This window comes from Streptomyces sp. SA15, assembly GCF_002291145.1.
In the GTDB taxonomy this organism is placed as follows: Bacteria; Actinomycetota; Actinomycetes; order Streptomycetales; family Streptomycetaceae; genus Streptomyces.
The window spans coordinates 43,678-62,839 of record NZ_NTGE01000080.1 but is presented as its reverse complement, the minus strand read 5'-3'; the positions used below and the strand labels follow the sequence as shown (position 1 = coordinate 62,839).

Below are 19,162 nucleotides of genomic sequence, written 5' to 3'. Positions count from 1 at the left end.
GCCTGCGGCCCGGTCAGAGGTAGAGGACGTAACTCATATCTTCATGTTAGCAATCGCGCACCGCTCATGTGCCGTGATCCGGACCACGGCGGTCAGCTGCCGCGGGGCTCAGCCGGTCCATTCGGATGGGTCACGGGGTCGGGATGCCGGCGGGGCGGGCCGGGCGGCCGAAGCGGGCCGGGACTCCGGGTGAGTACAGGACGCTCACCGGCTCCCCCACCGGTTCGGGGAGGCCTGCCGCGAGCACCAGATCCTCATCGCACTCGATCAGGTCGGCTCGGCGCAGCGGCCAGCGGGGGTGGGCGTTGGGCAGGTACATCGGCCGGCCGAAGAAGGCGCTGTGCATGCCCCAGCGGGCGGTCAGGAAGTGCTCCAACTCGGTCGGCTGCTCGACCTGTTCACCCACCCGCACGGTGATACGGCTGTGCGCGCCGCGTGGGCCCGGCCATCGCCGCGAGCTGGTGTAGGTGACCGTGTCGCCGTCGGTGCGGATGGCCATACGGGACCACAGGTACGGCATCCTGAAGCCGAGCCGCCCCACGGCCACCGGCAGCAGGCGGGAGGCATCGAGTGAGCGGAAGACGACGCCGCGTCGACCGTGCTCGTCCACCGAGTAGAGGCGGACGTTGGTCTCGGGGAAGCTCCCGAGGTAGGGAACTCCGGGGAGGCGGAGCCAGCCGACGCGGTGCATCCGGAACGCGACCAGGCCGACGTAGGTGACGCCGTGCAGGGTGTCGGGGACCGTTCCCGGCGGCAGCACGCCGACCACGTCGGCCGGACCCGCGGCCCAGTGAAGGAACGTCAGGTCGAGCCACGACTGAGTGAGCAGAGGGCGCCTTATCGCTTCCGGTGCGTCGGCCGTGATGGGTTCCGGGCGTGGGGGGAAATGCGGCTTCGATGTCGGCGTCACCGCGTCAGTATCACAGGGCGGCTCGGACCATCACAGGACGGTTCGGACCGGACAAAAAGCAAAGGCAAGGAGGTCACCCACTCCTTGCCACTCTTAACTTATAGCGCACCGGGGGGCTTGCGGCAAGGCCCCCGTCGTCCCGCAGAATTGCCCGGCCAAGGCCAAGACCTGCGGAAACGGGGTAACGAAGTGCGTATGTTGTTGTCGACCTATGGGTCGCGGGGGGACGTTCAGCCGATGGCGGGACTCGCGGTGCGGTTACGCGAACTGGGGGCGGAGGTGCGGGTGTGCGCACCCGCGGACGAGGAGTTCGCGAAGTTGTTGGCCGGTGTCGGTGTGGAGCTGGTGCCCTTCGGGCCGTCGGCGCGCGCGCTCACGAAGGCGGCGCCGTCGCTGCCCCCGGAGGGCCTGCCTCGGCGCGCGGCCGAGGTGATCGCCGGCCTGCTGGACGTGGTTCTCCCGGCGGCCGAGGGATATGACGTGCTGGTGTCGACCGGCATGTTGCCGGCCGCGGCGGGCGCGCGGTCAGTGGCCGAGAAACTGGGCATCCGCTCCGTGTCCGTGACCTTCCAGCAGATCACCGTGCCGTCGCCGGACCGCCCGCCGCTGGCGTATCCGGGCCGCCCGCTCCCGCCGGACGTGAAGGACAACCGGGCGCTGTGGGACCTGGACGCCCAGAACATCAACGCACTGTTCGGCGAGGCGCTCAACACCAACCGTGCCGCGATCGGCCTGCCCCCGGTGGACAACGTCCGTGACTACGTCATCGGCGACCAGCCGTGGCTCGCGACGGACCCGGTCCTCGACCCGTGGCAGGGGACGCCGGACCTCGACGTCGTACAGACCGGCGCGTGGATCCTCCCGGACGAACACCCGCTCCCGGCCGACCTGTTGGCGTTCCTGGAGGCCGGCGAACCACCGGTGTACGTGGGCTTCGGCAGCATGCCCCTGCACGGCTCACAGGACGCTGCCCAGGTGGCCGTCGAGGCGGTGCGCGCGCACGGCCGCCGCGTACTCGTCTCCCGCGGCTGGGCCGACCTGGCCCTGATCGACGACCAGGACGACTGCTTCGTCGTCGGTGAGGTCAATCACCAGGCACTGTTCGGCCGGGTGGCCGCCGTCGTGCACCACGGCGGCGCGGGCACGACGACGACGGCTGCCCGGGCAGGCGCGCCTCAGGTGGTCGTACCCCAGCTGGCGGACCAGCCATACTGGGCTGACCGGGTGGCCGACCTGGGCATCGGCGCGGCGCACGACGGTCCGACTCCGACCAAGGAGTCCCTGTCCGCCGCGCTCAAGACGACCCTGACACCTGAGACCCGCGCACGAGCAACCGCCGTGGCCGCCACGATCCGCACCGACGGCGCGACGGTGGCCGCGAAGCTGCTGCTCGACGCGGTCAGCTGAGTAAGGCCTGGCTCGGCCGTCCCGCGTGAACCACGCGGGACGGCCGAGCCAGGCCCCCATGACGCGAGAACCCGCACGCACAGGTTCGTCACACCGTTCCAAACGCCTTCCTACGCGCAACGGTCGCCAGCGACCCCAGATCGGAGCCAATCGCCGTGAATGCCCTGACCACCAGCGCGTTCGACCTACCCGACCACCTCTCCCCCAAGGCCGACCCCAAGCTGATCGCCGACGACGAGCAGCACTTCGCGGCCATCGCGGAGTGCCTCGAGCAGTCGATCGCCGAGGTGTCCGACCGCCTCGATGCCGAGCGCAGGGCGCCGGGCGGCCTGGGACGGCAGGCGATGGACCGGGACACGGAGGTCCACCGGCTGACCGCTCGCCTGCGCGCACTGCGTCGTTTCGGTCTGGACCTGTGCCTCGGACACATGGTCGGCGCGGACAACCCCGAGCCCGTGTACGTCGGACGACTCGGCCTCACGGACAGCACGGGCCGTCGGCTGCTGATCGACTGGCGCTCCCCGGCGGCTGAGCCGTTCTTCGGAGCCACCCATGCCAACCCGATGGGTCTGGCAAGCCGCCGCAGGTATCGCTGGACCCACGGCCGGATCAGCGACTACTGGGACGAGGTGTTCACCTCGGACGGCTTTGCCGGGCACGCCGCGCTCGACGACCAGTCCGCCTTCATCGCCAGCCTGGGCAGCAACCGGTCGCCACGGATGCGAGACGTGCTCGGCACCATCCAGGCCGACCAGGACGCCATCATCCGGGCGGGGTCCCGCGGCGCGCTCGTCGTCGACGGCGGTCCGGGTACGGGGAAGACCGTCGTCGCTCTGCACCGCTCCGCCTACCTCCTCCACTCCGACCCTCGTCTCGGTCACCGTCGGGGCGGTGTGCTGTTCGTCGGTCCGCACCGGCCCTACCTGGCCTATGTCGCCGATGTCCTCCCCAGCCTCGGAGAGGAGGGCGTGCAGACCTGCACCCTGCGGGACCTCGTCGCCGAGGGAGCCGCGGCAGCGGTCGAGGCCGACCCGGACGTGGCCCTCCTGAAGGCGTCCGCGAACCTGGTGAAGGCGATCGAGACGGCCGTCAGGTTCTACGAGGAGCCGCCCACCAAAGGGATGACGGTCACGACCCACTGGTCCGACATCTGGCTGAGCGCCGACGACTGGGCCGTGGCGTTCGAAGCGGCGGAACCCGGTACTCCGCACAACGAGGCGCGCGGCCAGGTCTGGGAGGAGCTGCTCACGATGCTGGTCGACAAGCACGACGGCGACGTCTCGGACGACCTGCTCCGCAAGTCGCTGCGGCAGAACAGGGAACTGCTCACGGCCTTCAGCCGCGCGTGGCCGCTGCTCGAAGCGGCCGACCTCGTCGGAGACCTGTGGTCGGTACCCGCCTATCTGCGGATGTGCGCTCCTTGGCTGGGCCTCGACGAGGTACGGAAGCTGCAGCGCGAGGAGCCCCAGGCCTGGACCGTGTCCGACCTGCCGCTCCTGGACGCGGCGCGGCAGCGGCTCGGCGACCCGGAGACGGCCCGGCAAAAGCGCCGGCACGAGGCCACCCTCGCCGCCCAGCGCGAGCGCATGGCACAGGTCGTCGACAACCTGATCGACGCCGTGGCCGACTCCGGCGCCGACGGTGACGACGGCGAAGGCCTCGTGACGATGCTGCGCGGCGAGGACGCCCAGGTCAACCTGGTCGACGAGTCCGAACTGCACACCGCCGACCCGGACCTGCTCGCCGGCCCGTTCGCGCACGTCGTCGTGGACGAGGCTCAGGAACTGACCGACGCGGAGTGGCAGATGTTGCTGCTCCGGTGCCCGTCCCGGAGCTTCACCATCGTCGGGGACCGTGCCCAGGCCAGGCACGGGTTCACGGAGTCGTGGCAGGAACGGCTCGAGCGGATCGGGTTCGACCGGATCAGCCTGGCCTCCCTGAGCATCAACTACCGGACGCCGGAAGAGATCATGGCGGAAGCCGAGCCGGTCATCCGGGCCGTGCTCCCGGACGCCAACGTGCCGACCTCCATCCGCAGCGGCGGCGTCCCCGTCGTACACGGATCCATTTCGGATCTGGGCTCGGTCCTCGACACCTGGCTCGCCGCGCATGCCGACGGGATCGCGTGCGTCATCGGCGATCCCACGTTCCGGGCGACGCCCCGCGTCCGGTCACTGACCCCTGAGCTGTCGAAGGGGCTCGAGTTCGACCTGGTCGTCCTCGTCGACCCGGAGGAGTTCGGCCAGGGCATCGAAGGAGCGGTCGACCGCTATGTCGCGATGACCCGAGCGACCCAGCAACTCGTCATCCTCACCAGCTCGTGACGTCGGCGGACGACCTCGGCGTCAGGCCAGCTCGCGCAGCGCCTCGCCCAGTGCGGCCACGCCTTCGGCGATGACACCCGGTGGGCCGGCCGCGTAGCCGAGGACGAGGCCGGGGCGGCCCGGGAGTTGTCGGTGCCACGACAGTGGCTGGCACTTCACGCCCCGGGCGAGTGCGGCGGCGGCCAGTTCGGTGTCGGGCACGTCCGGCGTGTACGTGACGGTCAGGTGCAGGCCGGCCGCCGCTCCGTGGACCACCGCGCCCGGCAGGTGTTCGGCGATGGCGTCGATCATCGCGTCGCGGCGCCGCTGGTGGCGTCCGCGCAGGAGGCGAAGGTGCCGCTCCAGTTCGCCGGATTCCATCAACCGGGCGAGCACCAGCTGCGGCAGTACGGCATTGCCCAAGTCGGTGAAGCGTTTCGCGTCGGTCAGCGCTTCGCGGTAGCGGGGCGGCGGTACCAGCCAGCCGGTCCGCAGCGCGGGTGCCAGCAGCTTGGACACGCTGCCCATGTAGCACACCTGGTCGGTGAGCAGCCCGCGCAGCGCGGGGACCGGCGGCCGGTCGTAGCGGTGTTCCGCGTCGTAGTCGTCCTCGAGGATCAGCCCACCGTCCTCGGCCCAGCTCAGCAGCTCGCGGCGGCGCTCGCCGCTCATCACCACTCCGGTGGGGAATTGGTGGGCGGGCGTGAGCAGCACGGCGCGGGCGCCGGTGGCGCGCAGTGCGTCCACGCGTACACCGTCGTCGTCGACCGGTACCGGTGGGGTGGCGAGAGCTCCGTTCAGCAGGTGCTGGCGGGTGCCGAGCGAGCCCGGGTCCTCCACCGCGATGCCGTCGATGCCGTCGGCCCGCAGCACCGGGTGCAGCAGGGTGAGCGCCTGTGCGGTGCCGGCGACGATCAGCACGTCGTCCGGGCCCACCCGGATGCCGCGGCTGCGCGCCAGCCATCCGGCGACGGCGCGACGCAGCTGCGGGGTGCCGCGGGGGTCGCCGTAGCCGAGGTTCTCGGCGGACAACTCGGTGAGCACGGCCCGTTCCGCGCGCAGCCAGGCCGCGCGGGGGAACGCGGCGAGATCGGGCTGGCCGGGCGTGAAGTCGACGCGGGCGCGGGTGGCGCGCAGGGCGTCGAAGACGTCGGCGCCGGGTTCGCCGAGGAACAGCTTGCCGGGGTCGGCGCAGGCGGCGGGGGCCGGGTTCCGGGAGGGTGCCGCCGGTGGCGCGGAGGGGGCCGCGACCACCACCGTCCCGCCGCGCCGCCGTCCCTCGACGTGGCCGTCCTCGGTCAGCCGACGGTACGCCTCGGTGACCACGCCGCGGGAGAGGCGCAGTTCCGCGGCGAGCACTCGGGTGGGCGGCAGCCTGCTGCCCACCGCCAGCCGCCCGTCGGCGATGGCCTGGCGCAGCCGCCGGGCCAGCCAGTCGGCCTTGCCGGACCCGGGCGCCTCACCGGCGTCGAGCTGCAGGAAGTCGGAGCCGTAGGGCGAGTGGCCGTCCGCCGACGTGGGCACGGCGGCCGATGCCGATCCGCCCGTCGCGCCTTCCCCGTCGTTCACCAGGCCCATGCTGTCATGCGCCCTTACGGCGTCCGGGCATCGGGCGAGGCCTGGTCATCGAAGGTGAACTCCGGCTGGGACGAGGTGAGGACGGCTGCCTCGGTGGCGGCCGGCCAGAGCGTGGTCAGTTCCTCTGCGAGGGTCTTGAGCAGCTCCGGTACGACCTCCGCGCCACCGTCGTGCATGGCCTCGGTCACCACGAGGATGCGGCTGGTGTGCTCGCCGACCGCCGAGTGGCCGCTCTGCCGGTTGGTCCAGCGGCGGGCGTGAGCCCGGCCGGCGGAGTCGACGAAGGTGACCTCGCCGGGTGCGGGATGCTCGGTGTCGCCGCCGAAGGTCGTGTACAGCTCGTCACCGCGGGCGTGGCGGACCTCGAGCAGAGGGCCGGTGATGCGGTCGGCGTCGAGGGCGGCCACCGGGACCGCGTACGCGACCGAGAGCGCGTTGCACAGGTCGACCACCGGATGGATGCGCGGGAGTTGCCCCTCCTTCCTCAGCCGTCGCAGCAGCGACTCCGAGGCGCACCGGTACTGCGTCGGCTTGAGCCCCATCCGGGAGAAGGTCCGCCGCCAGGCCAGCACTTCGGGGAACTCGCTCTCGGAAGCGCCGGTCAGCCGGGCCACGGCACGGGATGTGTACGAGGCGACGCGCGGGCCGACGTCGGCGGTGGGACCGATGCCGGTGGCGTACAGCGCGCCGGCGGCGAGCTGGGGGTGGTCGGAACGGACGGCGTCCGAGTGCCGGAACGCGATGCTCAAGGAGGGCCTCCACAAGGTTCGTTGTGCTCCCACCCTGCCGCGGGCATGGTCCTGCCGACAGAGCCAAAGTGGGACGGGCTGGTTGGTCCATAACAGGTCGGACCGGAGACCGCATTCGGTTCTTCTGGCGGCTGTCGAACTTCAGCACGGCATCCACGTATGTCGTGGAAAACCTCGAAGGAGCGGGCGAAACACGTGAAGGTCGCGCCGGGGCGGCTCGGCGCGCCCCGTGCCGTTCGAATTCTCCAGGGTCGTGCTGCCCGCGCTGACCGGCACCGCGAGTTTCAAGGTCTTCGCGCCGCAGCACGCCTATGCGCAGGACGGCGCGGGACCTGATGAAGAGCGTCGAGCGTCTGAGTCCGCTGGATTCGTGCCGCGATCTGACCCGCTCGGCGGTGAACTACCACATCGACTACCTGACGTCCGTGAAGCTCCGGCTGCGGACGGAGTACGAGGACGACTCGTCACCGTACGCCGGCAGGGACGGTGCACGGGTGGGGGCCAAGCGCGAGCATCTGGTCTGGCTGGCCCTGCGGTTCGATCTGGTGCGTAAGGAGCATCTGGCGCTGCTGCCGCGACGCACCGCGCAGTCGCACCGGTCGAGGGCGCACGTGTGAACGGGGGCTGACAACGGATCCCTGACATTTGTCAGGGACACCCTGGCGACACCTCTCCCTAGAGTGCTGAGGGCAGGCCAAGCGCCGCACAGCAACACGCGCAATCGCACCACCGACTCATGGGGGATGCACACATGAAGAAGCAGATCCAGCGCTCCGTGACCGCCCTGGCCGTGGCCGCGCTCGCCGCAGGCGGCCTCGCCACCACGGCGACGGCCGCTCCGGCCGCGCCGAACGACGGCGATCCGACGCTCACCGACGTCTACATCTGGGCGACCGACGTCCAGCTGCGCGAGCACCCGACCACGGACTCCAACGTGCTCGCGGTCCGCTCGCAGTACTGGCTGGACGCCGTGTGCCAGCAGCAGGGCCAGCCCGTCGACGATCCCGGCGTCGGGAAGAACAGCTGGTGGACCGCGGTCCAGGAGTTCGCCGGCAGTGACATCGCCTGGGTCAACAACCTCTACCTCCAGGGTGGGGAGAAGATCGAGGGTGTCCCGGACTGCTGAGGTCCACGAGCGTGCCGATGGGGCGCACCTGGCGGGGGCCGGGTGCGCCCCATCGGGGCTCAGTCGGCCCGAATCAGCGGCCGGCCGGCAGCGCCTGAAGTGCTGTCGCCGTAGCGGGGTGGCTGTCCAGCAGCGCGACGCCTTCCCGGCGTGGATCCGCCTGCTGCCACGGCTCGTCGCACCCCAGCAGTTCGGCCACCGCGTCGCACGTCGTCGGGTGGACGGCGAGCAGCGCGATGTCACGGCCGCCGTCCGCGCGGCGCCCCGGACGCGCCGAAGGCGGCGCGGCCCGCCACGGCGGCACCCACTCGTCCAGCGCCGCGAGGCGGCCGGGGAAGATCCGCCCGGCCTCGCGGATCAGCAGCGGAGCCAGTTCCGAGCCGCCGGAGCGCAGGGTGGTGATCAGGGTCGGCAGCCATGGCAGCAGGACCGGGTCCGGCAGCCGTCCGAACGCGGTCGACACCGCCTCCACGACGAAGTCCGCCAGCTGCGGCACCGGCTCCAGCGCGTGCAGGAAACCGCTGAGGTAGCGCGGGTAGGCGGGCACCACCAAGGGGTTGCCCAGCAGGTCTTCGCACCGCATCCTCAGGTCGGCGCGGGAGAGGTGGCCCAACTGCACCTGAGCCGCCCACAGCAGCGCCGTCTTCGACGCCTGTCGCGGATGGGACTGCGCGACCGCGAGCTCCAGTTGGGTCCGGTCGCAGCCGAGCGACAGCGCCAGGCTCTCCATGCTGAACAGGAAGCCCAGCATCGCTGCGACCTGGCCGACGGTCGCGTCGTCGTCGCCGAAGGCGGTCGGCAGCAGGGTGCAGTAGTGGGCGTAGCCGGTCTTGGTGAAGGACTCGATCCACGGCGGCAGCGCCGGTTCGCTGGTTCGGTAGTACGCCAGCAACCGCCGTACCCGGCGCAGCACTTCGGGCGCGCCGTCGACGCTGCGTTCGGTGGCCAGGACCTCCAGCGCGCGGGTGCCCAGCTCGTCGGCCAGGCGGCGGCTGCGCAGGTACAGCGTCGCGTCCTCGACGGCCTCCAGGACCGTCGCCGCCGTGGCCTGCGGGCCGTACGCCGTGCGCCTGAGGCGCTGTTCCAGGACCTGTTCGACGCTGACACCCTCGTAGCCGAGTTCGATCAGGGCGCGCTGGTGGGTGCCCAGCGCCAGGTCCCACGACTCCTGGATGGGCCGTTCGCCGAGCCGCCGCTCCCCCATGATCGGCCGTGCGGCGCCGTGCGGCATCAGATACCGCAGCATCCACAACACGTCGGAGCACGGCTGAAGTTCCGGCCGGCCGGCGATGTCCAGCAACGCCCGCTGCACGCCGCGCTGCTGCAGCTTGAGGTTCAGCGGAGCGAGCCGGTCGTGCACGTCGCGGGCCAGGGGCGGCAGCGCGTCGTAGCCGACCTGGCCGACCCGGTCGCCGCCCATCATGATCTCCACGAGGCGGCGCACGTCGCGCCTGCCCGGCACGGTGTCCTTCTCGATGCAGGTGACGGCCGCGTCCTGGAAGTCGTACGGCGTGGGCCCCGCGCGGTCGCGCATCCCGGCCAGCAGGATCGACGTCTCGAACACGGCGATGGCGTCGGCGGTGGAGGCGAGGTATCCGGCCCGGCGCGCGGCGCGCACGATATCGACCGACCAGCCGAGCAGTTCGGCCTCGTCCAGGCGGTCGATGACGGGCGGTTGCCGCAGGAAGCCGGTGAGGCGGTCCGCAGTCGGGGCGTCCGCCACCGGTGCGGGTAGGGCCGCTGCCTTCTTCGGCTTCTTCGCGCCGGCTTGTCCTGCCAGCCGATACGGCCGTACGCGCGTGCGCTTGAGGTTCTTCGCCCACACCGTCGCCGCGATCGACACCGAGCCTGCGGCGAGGCCGAACTGTGCCTCGATGGCCGCGTGGCTGGACGGGATCAGTCCGTGCTGCCACTTGGTGGCGGTGCGCGGGCCGATCTCGAAGGTGTCGGCACCGTGGACGCCGAACTCCGCCACGCGGCTGGCCGCGTGGAAGGCCCCGCAGACGTACAGGCAGTCCGCGGGATCGGTGCCGGTGGCGGCCAGGTGCTCGCGCATCCGCGTCCACATGTGGCGCTCGCGGTCCTCGTCCACGCGCACCCGCCGCGGATCCCCGGGGGCGAGGCGCCGGAAGAGGCTGCCGATGAGCAGCATGACCTGCCGGTAGGTGTCGTGGTCACTGTCACCGAGCGGCAGTTCGACGTACTGGTGCCACCACTCCGACCAGTGCCGGACCCGGCCGTGACGCAGCAGGTGCTGCTCCAGTTCGGCGAAGCGCGGGCGCAGGTCGCCGATCTCCACGCCGATGGCGTCGCCGTGCAGCGCGGCCTCCTCCCGGCAGACCTTTCCGCCGCCCTCGGGGATGTCGGCGGGGATCCCCACGGCCCCAAGGTGCGGGGCCGTGGTGGACCACCGGCATGGGCCGCTGAACCGTCAGTCGCCCGAGGTGCAGCACCCACCCGCAGACGTATGGGCGTCCGTCTCGAGGCGGCAGAAGCACGACGCCTCGATCGGTACGTCGGCCAGCGCGGTGGCGATGCGCAGTTGCTGGGCCACGATCTGCGCCTCCCCCGTCTTGCCCAGGCGCATCAGGCATTCGTGGAGGCCGTGCAGGGCCCAGACGTTGCCGGGGTGCTGCGACGCTCGGGGCAGCGTGTCGTCGAGGCCGAGGTCGGCGCGGTAGACCGCCTCGGCCTCCGCGACGCGGCCCTGTTCGAGGAGCAGGGCGCCGTAGGCGTGGCGGGTGGGCTGCATCCAGCCCCAGGGCTCGTCGTAGGGAAGGTTGTCGTCCAGTTCGTTCGACCGCTCCAGCGCGGCGAAGGCGGCCTCGTACCGGCCCTTGCGGTACTCCAGTTCGCCGTCGAGCATCGCCGAGGCGATGGCGAGGATGTCGGCGCAGGTGTTGTTGAACAGCGTCCGCGTCTCGGGGACGCGGGCGGCCGCCGCGTGGAACAGCCGGCGTTCGGCCTCCGCCTCTGCGATGCGGTGGGTGGCCGAGAACGCGACGCCGCGGGCGTAGTGGAGCATCGCGGTCGTCACGCAGTACAGCTCGGGGTCGGCGGGCAGGGGCAGCCGCAGGATGTCGGCCCAGCGGCCGAAACGGATCAGCACGTGGACCCGCATGGCGAGGAAGCTCTCGAGCCAGTCGGCCATGGGCGGGCTCTGTACGCGCAGCAGCTCCTCCGGGATGGACGCTTCGAGCTGCGCGGCGGTCTCCAGGGCGGTCTCGGACTGGCCGAGGAACATCGCGCCGTAGATCTTGAAGTGGTAGTTGTGCGACCGGTACAGGGTGTAGAAGTTCATCGCCCCGGCTCGTGCGTGGAACTTCTCGTCGGCCGCGATGGCGACGCTGTTGTCCGAGACCACCCGCCGGTAGTCGCCGCAGAGCACCTCCAGGTGCGAGGGCATGTGGTGGAGGTGGCCGGCGTCCGGCACCAGGCCGCGCAGCCGGTCGGCGACGGGCAGGGCGGCCTCGGGCGTCGGGGACATCTCCATCAGGTGGACGTACAGGTGCAGGATGCCAGGGTGCCGGAGGCCGGCTTCGGTGGCGAGCGCGCGGTCCAGGACGGCCTTTGCCTCGAGCGTGCGGGCGCCCTCGGCCGGCTCGCCGGTCCGCAGGTTCCACAGCTGCCAGGGCGTGAGGTTCATCAGCGCGTCGGCGTACAGGGTGGCCACGTCCAGGTCGTCGGGGGCGAGTGCTTGGACGGCGCGCATGCTCTCGGCGTAGGGAGCGTTCCACACCGAACAGTCCTCGGCCGGTTTCGCCTGTGGGTAACGGGCGCGCAGTGCGCCGATCAAGGCCCGCTCGACGGGGGTGGCCTCGGCCGCCTTGTCGTGGGCCAGCTCGACGGCGGCGTGGGTGCGGTCGACGGTCCTGGCCAGGTCCTGGCCGTCGAAGAACTCCCAGGGCTTGTTGTAGTTCGGGCCGAGTGCGTAGGCGATGCCCCAGTGGGCCATGGCACAGTCGGGGTCGGCCGCGGCCGCCGCCTCGAAGCAGGAGACGGCTTCTTCGTGGTGGAAGGCGTACGTCCACGACAGCCCGCGGTCGAACCACAGTTGGGCCTCGGCCGACGAGGTCGTCACCGAGCGGCTGTAGGGGCCGAGGTCGTAGTACTCCATGCGTGTCTCCTGACTGTGCTGCCGCTCGGCAGGTGATGTCCCGGAGACGATTTTCCCGGAGTCGGGCCTCTTTGTGGCGGAAATCTCCGTATGTGCCGCAGGGGCTGCTCGCCTCCTTGAACTCGCCGTGCGTTCCCGGGCCAGCCTGATCCGTTCACGCTGACGAACCTGCTCCCGGACCGGCTGGCCCCGTCCCCGGACGCGCGCCGACGCCACGCGGAACTCCGAGCGGATCCTGCGGAGCTACCCGGAACACCGGGCCCGGGACCCGAACACTCACACCGACCGCCAAGAAGTGACCCAGGCCACAAGCAAAACGATGTCGTTTCGTTAGCGGCGGGAGTTACTCTGGTCCAAGGTGAACGAAACAGTTTCGTTCAGAGAGCATGGAGAACGCCCACCATGACCTCCGTACTCATCGTCAATGACCAGTCCCTGCAGCGCCTCGGCCTCCGTATGCTCCTCGCGGCCGAGCCCGACCTGACCGTCGTCGGCGCGGCGACCAGCGGGATCGAGGCGGTTCGTATGAGCGCCGCGCTCCACCCCGACGTCGTCCTGATGGACAGCCGTATCTCCGAAGCGGACGGGATCGACGCCATCCGCCGCATCACCCGGCCCGCCACAGTCTCGCAAGCACCCGAACCCGTCAGAGCCGCAGGGCGCTCCCCGCGCGTACTCGTCCTGACCCCCACCAGCCACGAGCGGTACGCCTACGCCGCTCTGCGCGCCGGAGCCGGTGGATTCCTTCCCCAGGACGCCACCCCTGACGAACTGGCCGCGGCCATCCGCATCGTGGCCGCCGGGGACGCCGTCATCACGCCCGGCCTGACCCGCGCACTCATCGACACCGTCCGGCAACAGCGCCCCGTCCGCCCGCTCGAACAGGAAGCCGGGCTCGGCACCCTCACCGAGCGCGAACGCGACGTGCTCACCGCCGTCGCCTCCGGTTGGTCCAATTCCGAGATCGCGACGCGGCTGTCCATCGCCCCGACCACCGTCAAGTCCCACGTCAGCAACATCCTCACCAAGATCGGCGCCCGCGCCCGTGTCCAGGCGGTGGTCTTCGCCTACGAATCGGGCCTGGTGCGGCCGGCGGCGGCCTGACCGGGCCCGCCCCACCCTTGACGGGCGGCCGCGAGCAGCAGACCGGTGTCGCTCGCGGAGTGAACACCGCCGTACACAGAGTGGTCGGGGCGGGCGAGCACCGCTACGCAGGACTGCCCGCGCATCCACACGTCCAGGACGTGCCGTCCTCGCGGTACTCGTCCTGCCCACCCGCCACCGCGCCGTCGACCAGGCGGACGTCGCGGATCGGCCGACAGCCCCGTCGCGTAGGCAGCCTCCACGGTGGCGCCGCCGCCGTCGAGGCGCACATCCGTCACCTCCACACCGAGGCGCACCTCGACGTTGTCCGCCCCAGTTGGGTGCCCACCCGAGGAGGTGAGGTGGCAGCGCGGTGCCGATGCGCCCGGACATGAGGTGTCAGTCCCGGACCGATCCGGGTGAGCCACCGAGCAGCAGTGGCCACACGCTGGGCATCTCAGTCACCGGTACCTCGATCAGGGAGGGGCCGGGTTCGCCGAGGCATTCCTTGAGGGCTCCGGCGAGCCGGGCCGGGGTCTCGGCCCGTACGGCTGGTACCGAGAACGACTCCGCCAGCCGTACGAAGTCGGGGCTGGCCAGGTCGCTGCCGATGAACCGGCCCTCGAACTCGTCCGCCTGGATCCGCCGGACGTTGCCGTAGGCGTTGTCGTTGAAGACGACCGCGGTCACCGCGATGCCGTACTTGCGGGCGGTCGCCAGTTCCTGCATGTTCCAGCAGAACCCGCCGTCGCCGTTGACGGAGACGACCGCCCGGTCCGGGTTCCCCACCTTGACACCCAGCGCCGACGGGTAGCCGTAGCCCAGGGTGCCCTGGTAGCCGGGGGTGAGGAAGGTCCCGGGGTGGTGGACGGGGTAGCCGACGGCGGCCAGATAGCCCACCTGGGTCAGCTCGTTGACCAGGAAACCGTCGTCCGGGATCGCCTCGCGCAGGGCGCGGACGTACGACCACTGGGGTTCGACACTCTCGACCTTTCGCGCGCACCAGGCGCGTACGTCGGCCAGCTCGCCCGGCGGCCATCCGGACTCCCGCCCAGCCCGGGGTTCCGGTGCGGCGGTCAGTTCGGCCCGCAGTTTCTCCAGCGCCGTCCGGGCGTCGGCGCACAGGGTGAGGTCGGCCCTGCGGGGCGGTCCCAGGTCGGCGGGGTCCGCGTTGACCAGGGCGACGGCCGCTTCCGGTGCGGTTGGGAGGGCCGTGCCGCGTGGGGTCAGGAAGCGGCTGCCGACGACCAGGACCGCGTCCGCGGAGGGCAGCAGCCGGGGTGCGGCGAGGCTGGGGAAGGCGAGGGCGTGGTGCGCCGGTACCGCGCCGCCCGCGTTGCGGCTCATGACGACCGGGGCGGACAGTTCCTCGGCCAGGGCGGTCAGGGCGGCACCGGCCCGCGAGGCGAGGACTCCCCCGCCGGCGTGGATCAAGGGGCGGCGGGCGGTCCGTAGCACTGCGGCGATCTCCGGCAGGACGTCCTGCTCCGGCGGCCCGGACACCCGATCGCGGTCCGGTGCCCGCCCGGCAGGCACCGGGGCCGTCTCCGCCCGCGCGGTCAGCACGTCCGTCGGGATCGTCAGGCCCACCGGTCTCGGGCGGCCGGACCGCGACTGCCGTATCGCCTCGTGCACGAGACCGGGGATCCCGGCCGGTGTCTCGGCCCGCGCCGACCATTTGGTGACCGAGGCCAGGACGCCGTCCTGGTCGGGCAGTTCGTGCAGCATGCCCAGGCCCCGGCCGGCGAGCGGTGAGGGGATGTCGGCCGCCACGCACAGCATCGGCGACGAGCAGGCGTACCCGGTGGCCACGGCGGGCAGGGCGTTGAGCACACCGGGGCCGGGGACCACCAGGCAGACGCCGGGCCGCCCGCTGGTGCGCGCGTACGCCTCCGCCATGTGGGCCGCGCCCTGTTCGTGCCGGGCGGCGATGTACTCGATCGGGCCTCCGGCTGCCCGGGCGCGGGCGAGAGCGTCCAGGACGTGGTCGAGCTGGACGCCCGGCACGCCGAAGACATGGCGGACGCCCTCCCGCTCCAGCTGGCCGACCAGCGCCTCGGCCCCGCTCGGCGTCACCTCGCCGCCGCCTTCTCGCCTTGAAGTGCCGGTTCCTCGGTCGCCGGCGATCGGGCGTCCCGGCGGTCCAGCCAGCTCAGTACCGGCACGGTCATGATCGTGGTGACCAGGGCGACGAGGACCAGCGCGGTGAACAGTTCCTCGCTGACGATGCCGGCCGACAGCCCGATATTCAGCGCGATCAGCTGCATCAGCCCGCGGGCGTTCATCAGGGCGCCGACCCGGACGGCCACCGGGCCGGGTTCACCGCGCAGCCGGGCGGCGGCCCAGCAGCCGCCGAACTTGCCGGCCACCGCCAGGACGACCGCGGCCGCGCCGAACGCCATCACCGAGGGGTCGGAGAACACGTCGAACCGGGTGTTGAGGCCGGAGTAGGTGAAGAACATCGGGACGAACACGACCTGGGTGACGGACTGGGTCGTGCGCACTAGGCGTTCGGACGCCTCGCCGCGCGGCATGGCCATCCCGACGCAGAACGCCCCGAACACGGCGTACAGGTCGATGATGTCGGTGAACCAGGCGGCGCAGAACAGCACGGCGACGGTGAACAGCAGGCGGGTGTCGTCGCCGAGGCCGGGCCGGTTCACGATCCACGCCAGCAGGCGGCGTCCCAGCAGGAACAGTACGGCCACGAACAGCAGGGAGCCGCCGACCGCCGTCAGGACGGGTTCCACCTCGCCGGAGGCCGCGCTCAGCACCCCGGCGAGCATGATCCAGGCGACGGCGTCGTCGGTGGCCCCGGACGCCAGGGCGAGGGAGCCGAACCGGGAGCCGGCCAGCCCCCGTTCGGTGATGATCCTGGCCAGCATCGGGAAGGCGGTGATGGCCAGGGCGACGCCGACGAAGGCCGCCGTCACCCATACCGAGACGCCGTCGACGAAGATGCCGACGTGGCCGTGGGCCACGAGGGTCAGGCCGACGCCCAGCGCCAGCGGAATCGCCACCCCGGCCGAGGAGACCGCGACGGCGGTGCCGGCCAGCCCGCGTCCGGCGTGCGCCCGGAACTCGTATCCGGCGGCGAACATCAGGGTCACCAGACCGATCTGCCCGGCCACGTACAGCACCGGTTTCAGTTCCGGCGGGAAGACCTCGGCGGAGACGCCGGGGGCGATGAGCCCGAACAGTGAGGGTCCGAGCAGCACGCCGGCGATCATCTCGCCGACCACGGGCGGCTGGCCGAAGCGGCCCGCCACCAGGACGACCAGACGGCACGTCAGCAGAATCACGACGACGGCCAGGAAGAAGGCGGGAGCGAGCTCCACGGGATTCATGGTCTCGTTCCTCTCAACGGCCGGCGGCGACGGAGGGGGCGGAACCGCCGGACGAGGCGGCGAAGTGGTTCCGGCACAGTCCCTGGCGCCGGGCGTCCCACACCATGTAGCTGCCGAGGACGAGTTGGACGACGCTGCGTCCGACTCCCTCCCAGCGGTCGGCCAGCCGCATCGCCGCGAGCCGGGTCCGCCGACGGGCCGGGGTCCACTCCGTCGCGCCGGTGCGCGGGACGAGCAGGCAGGGGCCACGGCTGGGCAGCGACCGGGTGTGCTCCGCCGAGGACTCCAGCCGGAACCGCCGTAGCGTCTCCTCGGCCGCGACCCGCATGGTGAGGACGGCGAAGCCGCGGGCGGGGCAGGGACGGTTGGCGGTCACCCCGAACGGGATGAAGGCGGACGGCCTGGTGTCGGGATCCAGCCACCGGTCCGGGTCGAACGGATCTCCGCCGGACCCCTGGTACTCGGGGTAGTTGAACAGCAGCACCGAACCGGCAGGGATGGGCTTCCGTCCGTCCCGGGGGATCTCCCCCGAGGTGATCCGGTGGGCCACGCCGAACAGCGGGAAGTGCTGCAGCGTCTCGTTGATGACCCCGTCCAGGAAGTCCGGGTCCGCCTCGCCGGCCGCCAGACGGTCCTGGACCGGCCGGTGCGTGGCGAGGGCCAGCAGCAGATGGGCCATCGCCTCCGACATCTGCACCACGGCCGTGTTGAAGAACGTGCCCTGCAAGTAGAACGCCTGCTCCCGCTCGGAGAGCGAGGACGGCAGCGGCACGGGCGGAGGGTCGTGGGCGAGCCGGTCCCGCAGGTGGGCGGTGAGCCGGGCCCGCCGGTCCATGTGGCGCAGGCTGGTGCACTTCAGGGCGCTGACGACGTCGTTCGCGTTGCCGGTGATCAGGTCCCGCACGGAGCGCGGGCAGGGGGCGCGGAAGACGACCTCGTAGTAGACCTCGGCCCAGACGGGCATCATCAGGTCGCGCAGTCTGACCCGGTGCACCCGCGTGTCGTCGGGGAGTTCGTCGAGCACCCGCCGGGTGCAGCGGCCGACGAGCTCCGTCCACTGTTCCCGGGAGAGTCCGGCCAGGATCTGCCGCGTGGTCCTGGCCACGTCGTCGTAGCGCGGTCCGGGCTCCAGGTGTTCCTGGTGCACCTCCGGGCCGGGCGACAGCCAGTACCAGAACAGGTCGGACAACGCGGCGCCCCGGCTGCGGCCGTTGGCCGCCGGATGCCCGTACACCTTCTTGAACTCCTCGGCGGGCACCTCCCGGCCCGGCGCCCGGATGCCCTCCTCGCCGCCAACCCAGGCGAAGATACGCACCCGCAGCGCGATCACCGCTCTGGGCAGCCAGTACGGCAGACCGGCCCCCAGGGCCACGGTCGCAGCGGTGATCAGCCATCCGGTGGGGCTCACGCGACCACCCCACCGAATCGGTTGTCCGCTCCCGGCACCACGGCCGGGCCCGGTGCGGGCCCCCAGGCGGGCACCCGCACCAGATCGGGCGTCAGGTCGGCGAGCCCGGACGCCCCGCAGAGGGCCATCGTGTCGTCGAGCTCCTCCCGCAGCAGCTCCAGCAGCCGCCGTACGCCCTTCTCGCCGCCCTCGGCCAGGGCCCACATCACGGGCCGGCCGATGCCCACGGCGGAAGCGCCGAGCGCCAGCGCCTTGACCGCGTCGGTGCCGCGCCGGATGCCGCCGTCCAGCACGACCGGGATACGGCCCGCGACGGCGGCGAGGATCTCGGGCAGCAGTTCCAAGGTGGAGGGGACGGTGTCGAGTTGGCGGCCGCCGTGGTTGGACAGCATCAGCCCGTCGACGCCGTACCGGACCGCGAGCCGGGCGTCCTCGGGATGCAGCACGCCCTTGAGCAGGATCGGCAGGTTCGTCACGCCACGCAGCCAGGTGATGTGCTCCCAGTTCAGCTCCGGGGACATGGCGATCTGCCGTACGTGCCCGTGCTCACCGTCGCGCAGGTCCACCAGGTTCTCGCAGCGCAGTCCGGGCGGCAGGTCGTGGAAGCCGTTGCGCCGGTTGCGTTCGCCGGCGCCCAGCACCGGGGAGTCCACGGTGACCACCAGGGCCGTGCATCCGGCGTCGGTGGCCCGCCGTACCAGCGCCTCGGTGAGCTCCAGGTCGGGCTGGATGTAGAGCTGGAACCACAGCGGTACGTCGTCGTCGGTCGCGCGGACCGCGTCGGCGATCTCGCCCACCGCCACCGTGGACGCCATGCTCACGATCATGATCGCTCCGGCGGCGGCCGCGGCACGCGCGGTCGCCAGCTCCCCTTCCGGATCGACCAGTTTGTGGAAGGCGGTCGGGGAGAGCAGGACCGGCAGTCGCGCACGGCTGCCGAGCAGGGTGATGTCCAGCTCCCGTACAGCACTGCCCCGCAGCACCCGGGGCAGCAGCTGCAACCGCCCGAACGCCGCCTCGTTGGCCCGTACGGTGATCTCGTCCCGTGCCCCGCCGGCGATGAAGTCGGCGTACACCGGGTCGAGTTTGACGCGCGCCGCGGTCTCGAAGTCGTGGACGGTGTACTGCACGCCG

13 protein-coding genes and 1 pseudogene are annotated in these 19,162 nt (G+C 71.7%); 5 read left to right on the top strand and 9 right to left on the bottom strand.

What is annotated here, in order from left to right; genetic code table 11:
• Nucleotides 1-130: 130 nt before the first annotated feature.
• Nucleotides 131-910, bottom strand: a complete 780-nt coding sequence (locus CLM62_RS14960; RefSeq protein WP_095750350.1) for a YqjF family protein — start codon at nt 908-910, stop codon at nt 131-133.
• A 237-nt stretch (nt 911-1,147) separates the two neighbouring features.
• Between CLM62_RS14960 and CLM62_RS14955 the strand changes: the two genes are divergently transcribed.
• Both CLM62_RS14955 and helR read left to right on the top strand, forming a co-directional pair.
• A complete protein-coding gene (locus CLM62_RS14955) occupies nt 1,148-2,317 on the top strand; it encodes a glycosyltransferase (RefSeq protein ID WP_373559144.1) in 1,170 nt (389 codons plus the stop codon).
• A 155-nt stretch (nt 2,318-2,472) separates the two neighbouring features.
• Nucleotides 2,473-4,641 (top strand): RNA polymerase recycling motor ATPase HelR, encoded by a 2,169-nt coding sequence (helR, locus tag CLM62_RS14950; RefSeq protein ID WP_095750348.1) that lies wholly within the window; start codon nt 2,473-2,475, stop codon nt 4,639-4,641.
• Between the two features lie 21 nt (nt 4,642-4,662).
• On the opposite strand, the gene CLM62_RS14945 is transcribed toward helR, so the two are convergent.
• Together CLM62_RS14945 and CLM62_RS14940 are read right to left on the bottom strand one after the other, a co-directional pair.
• Nucleotides 4,663-6,198 (bottom strand): PLP-dependent aminotransferase family protein, encoded by a 1,536-nt coding sequence (locus CLM62_RS14945; RefSeq protein WP_095750347.1) that lies wholly within the window; start codon nt 6,196-6,198, stop codon nt 4,663-4,665.
• A 14-nt stretch (nt 6,199-6,212) separates the two neighbouring features.
• Nucleotides 6,213-6,947, bottom strand: coding sequence for a phenylalanine--tRNA ligase beta subunit-related protein (locus tag CLM62_RS14940; RefSeq protein ID WP_257003847.1), 735 nt, complete (start codon nt 6,945-6,947; stop codon nt 6,213-6,215).
• A 68-nt stretch (nt 6,948-7,015) separates the two neighbouring features.
• Between CLM62_RS14940 and CLM62_RS14935 the strand changes: the two are divergent.
• A pseudogene (locus tag CLM62_RS14935) lies at nt 7,016-7,564 on the top strand (hypothetical protein).
• A gap of 134 nt (nt 7,565-7,698) precedes the next feature.
• Complete coding sequence (locus CLM62_RS14930) at nt 7,699-8,073, top strand: peptidase M23 (RefSeq protein WP_095750346.1); 375 nt, start codon at nt 7,699-7,701, stop codon at nt 8,071-8,073.
• A gap of 73 nt (nt 8,074-8,146) precedes the next feature.
• Here the strand turns inward: CLM62_RS14930 and CLM62_RS14925 are convergent, their stop codons facing one another.
• Nucleotides 8,147-10,453, bottom strand: a complete 2,307-nt coding sequence (locus tag CLM62_RS14925) for a DUF5682 family protein (RefSeq protein ID WP_257003846.1) — start codon at nt 10,451-10,453, stop codon at nt 8,147-8,149.
• Between the two features lie 51 nt (nt 10,454-10,504).
• Nucleotides 10,505-12,190, bottom strand: coding sequence for a hypothetical protein (locus CLM62_RS14920; RefSeq protein WP_095750345.1), 1,686 nt, complete (start codon nt 12,188-12,190; stop codon nt 10,505-10,507).
• A 402-nt stretch (nt 12,191-12,592) separates the two neighbouring features.
• On the opposite strand from CLM62_RS14920, the gene CLM62_RS14915 reads away from it, so the two are divergent.
• Nucleotides 12,593-13,294, top strand: coding sequence for a response regulator transcription factor (locus CLM62_RS14915; RefSeq protein WP_095750344.1), 702 nt, complete (start codon nt 12,593-12,595; stop codon nt 13,292-13,294).
• Between the two features lie 378 nt (nt 13,295-13,672).
• On the opposite strand, the gene CLM62_RS14910 is transcribed toward CLM62_RS14915, so the two are convergent.
• Genes CLM62_RS14910 through CLM62_RS14895 form a run of 4 tightly spaced genes read right to left on the bottom strand, consistent with a single transcriptional unit; the run spans nt 13,673 to nt 19,158 of the window.
• Nucleotides 13,673-15,349: a thiamine pyrophosphate-dependent enzyme gene (locus tag CLM62_RS14910; protein ID WP_095750343.1), complete on the bottom strand. Its 1,677-nt coding sequence runs from the start codon at nt 15,347-15,349 to the stop codon at nt 13,673-13,675.
• On the bottom strand, nt 15,346-16,620 hold the full coding sequence (locus CLM62_RS14905) for a cation:proton antiporter (protein ID WP_095750342.1): 1,275 nt from the start codon (nt 16,618-16,620) through the stop codon (nt 15,346-15,348). Before CLM62_RS14905 ends, CLM62_RS14910 begins: the two co-directional genes overlap by 4 nt.
• A gap of 13 nt (nt 16,621-16,633) precedes the next feature.
• Nucleotides 16,634-18,028 (bottom strand): cytochrome P450, encoded by a 1,395-nt coding sequence (locus CLM62_RS14900; protein WP_095750341.1) that lies wholly within the window; start codon nt 18,026-18,028, stop codon nt 16,634-16,636.
• A complete protein-coding gene (locus CLM62_RS14895) occupies nt 18,025-19,158 on the bottom strand; it encodes an alpha-hydroxy acid oxidase (RefSeq protein ID WP_095750426.1) in 1,134 nt (377 codons plus the stop codon). The genes CLM62_RS14900 and CLM62_RS14895 overlap by 4 nt, the downstream gene beginning before the upstream one ends.
• Between the last annotated feature and the right edge of the window lie 4 nt (nt 19,159-19,162).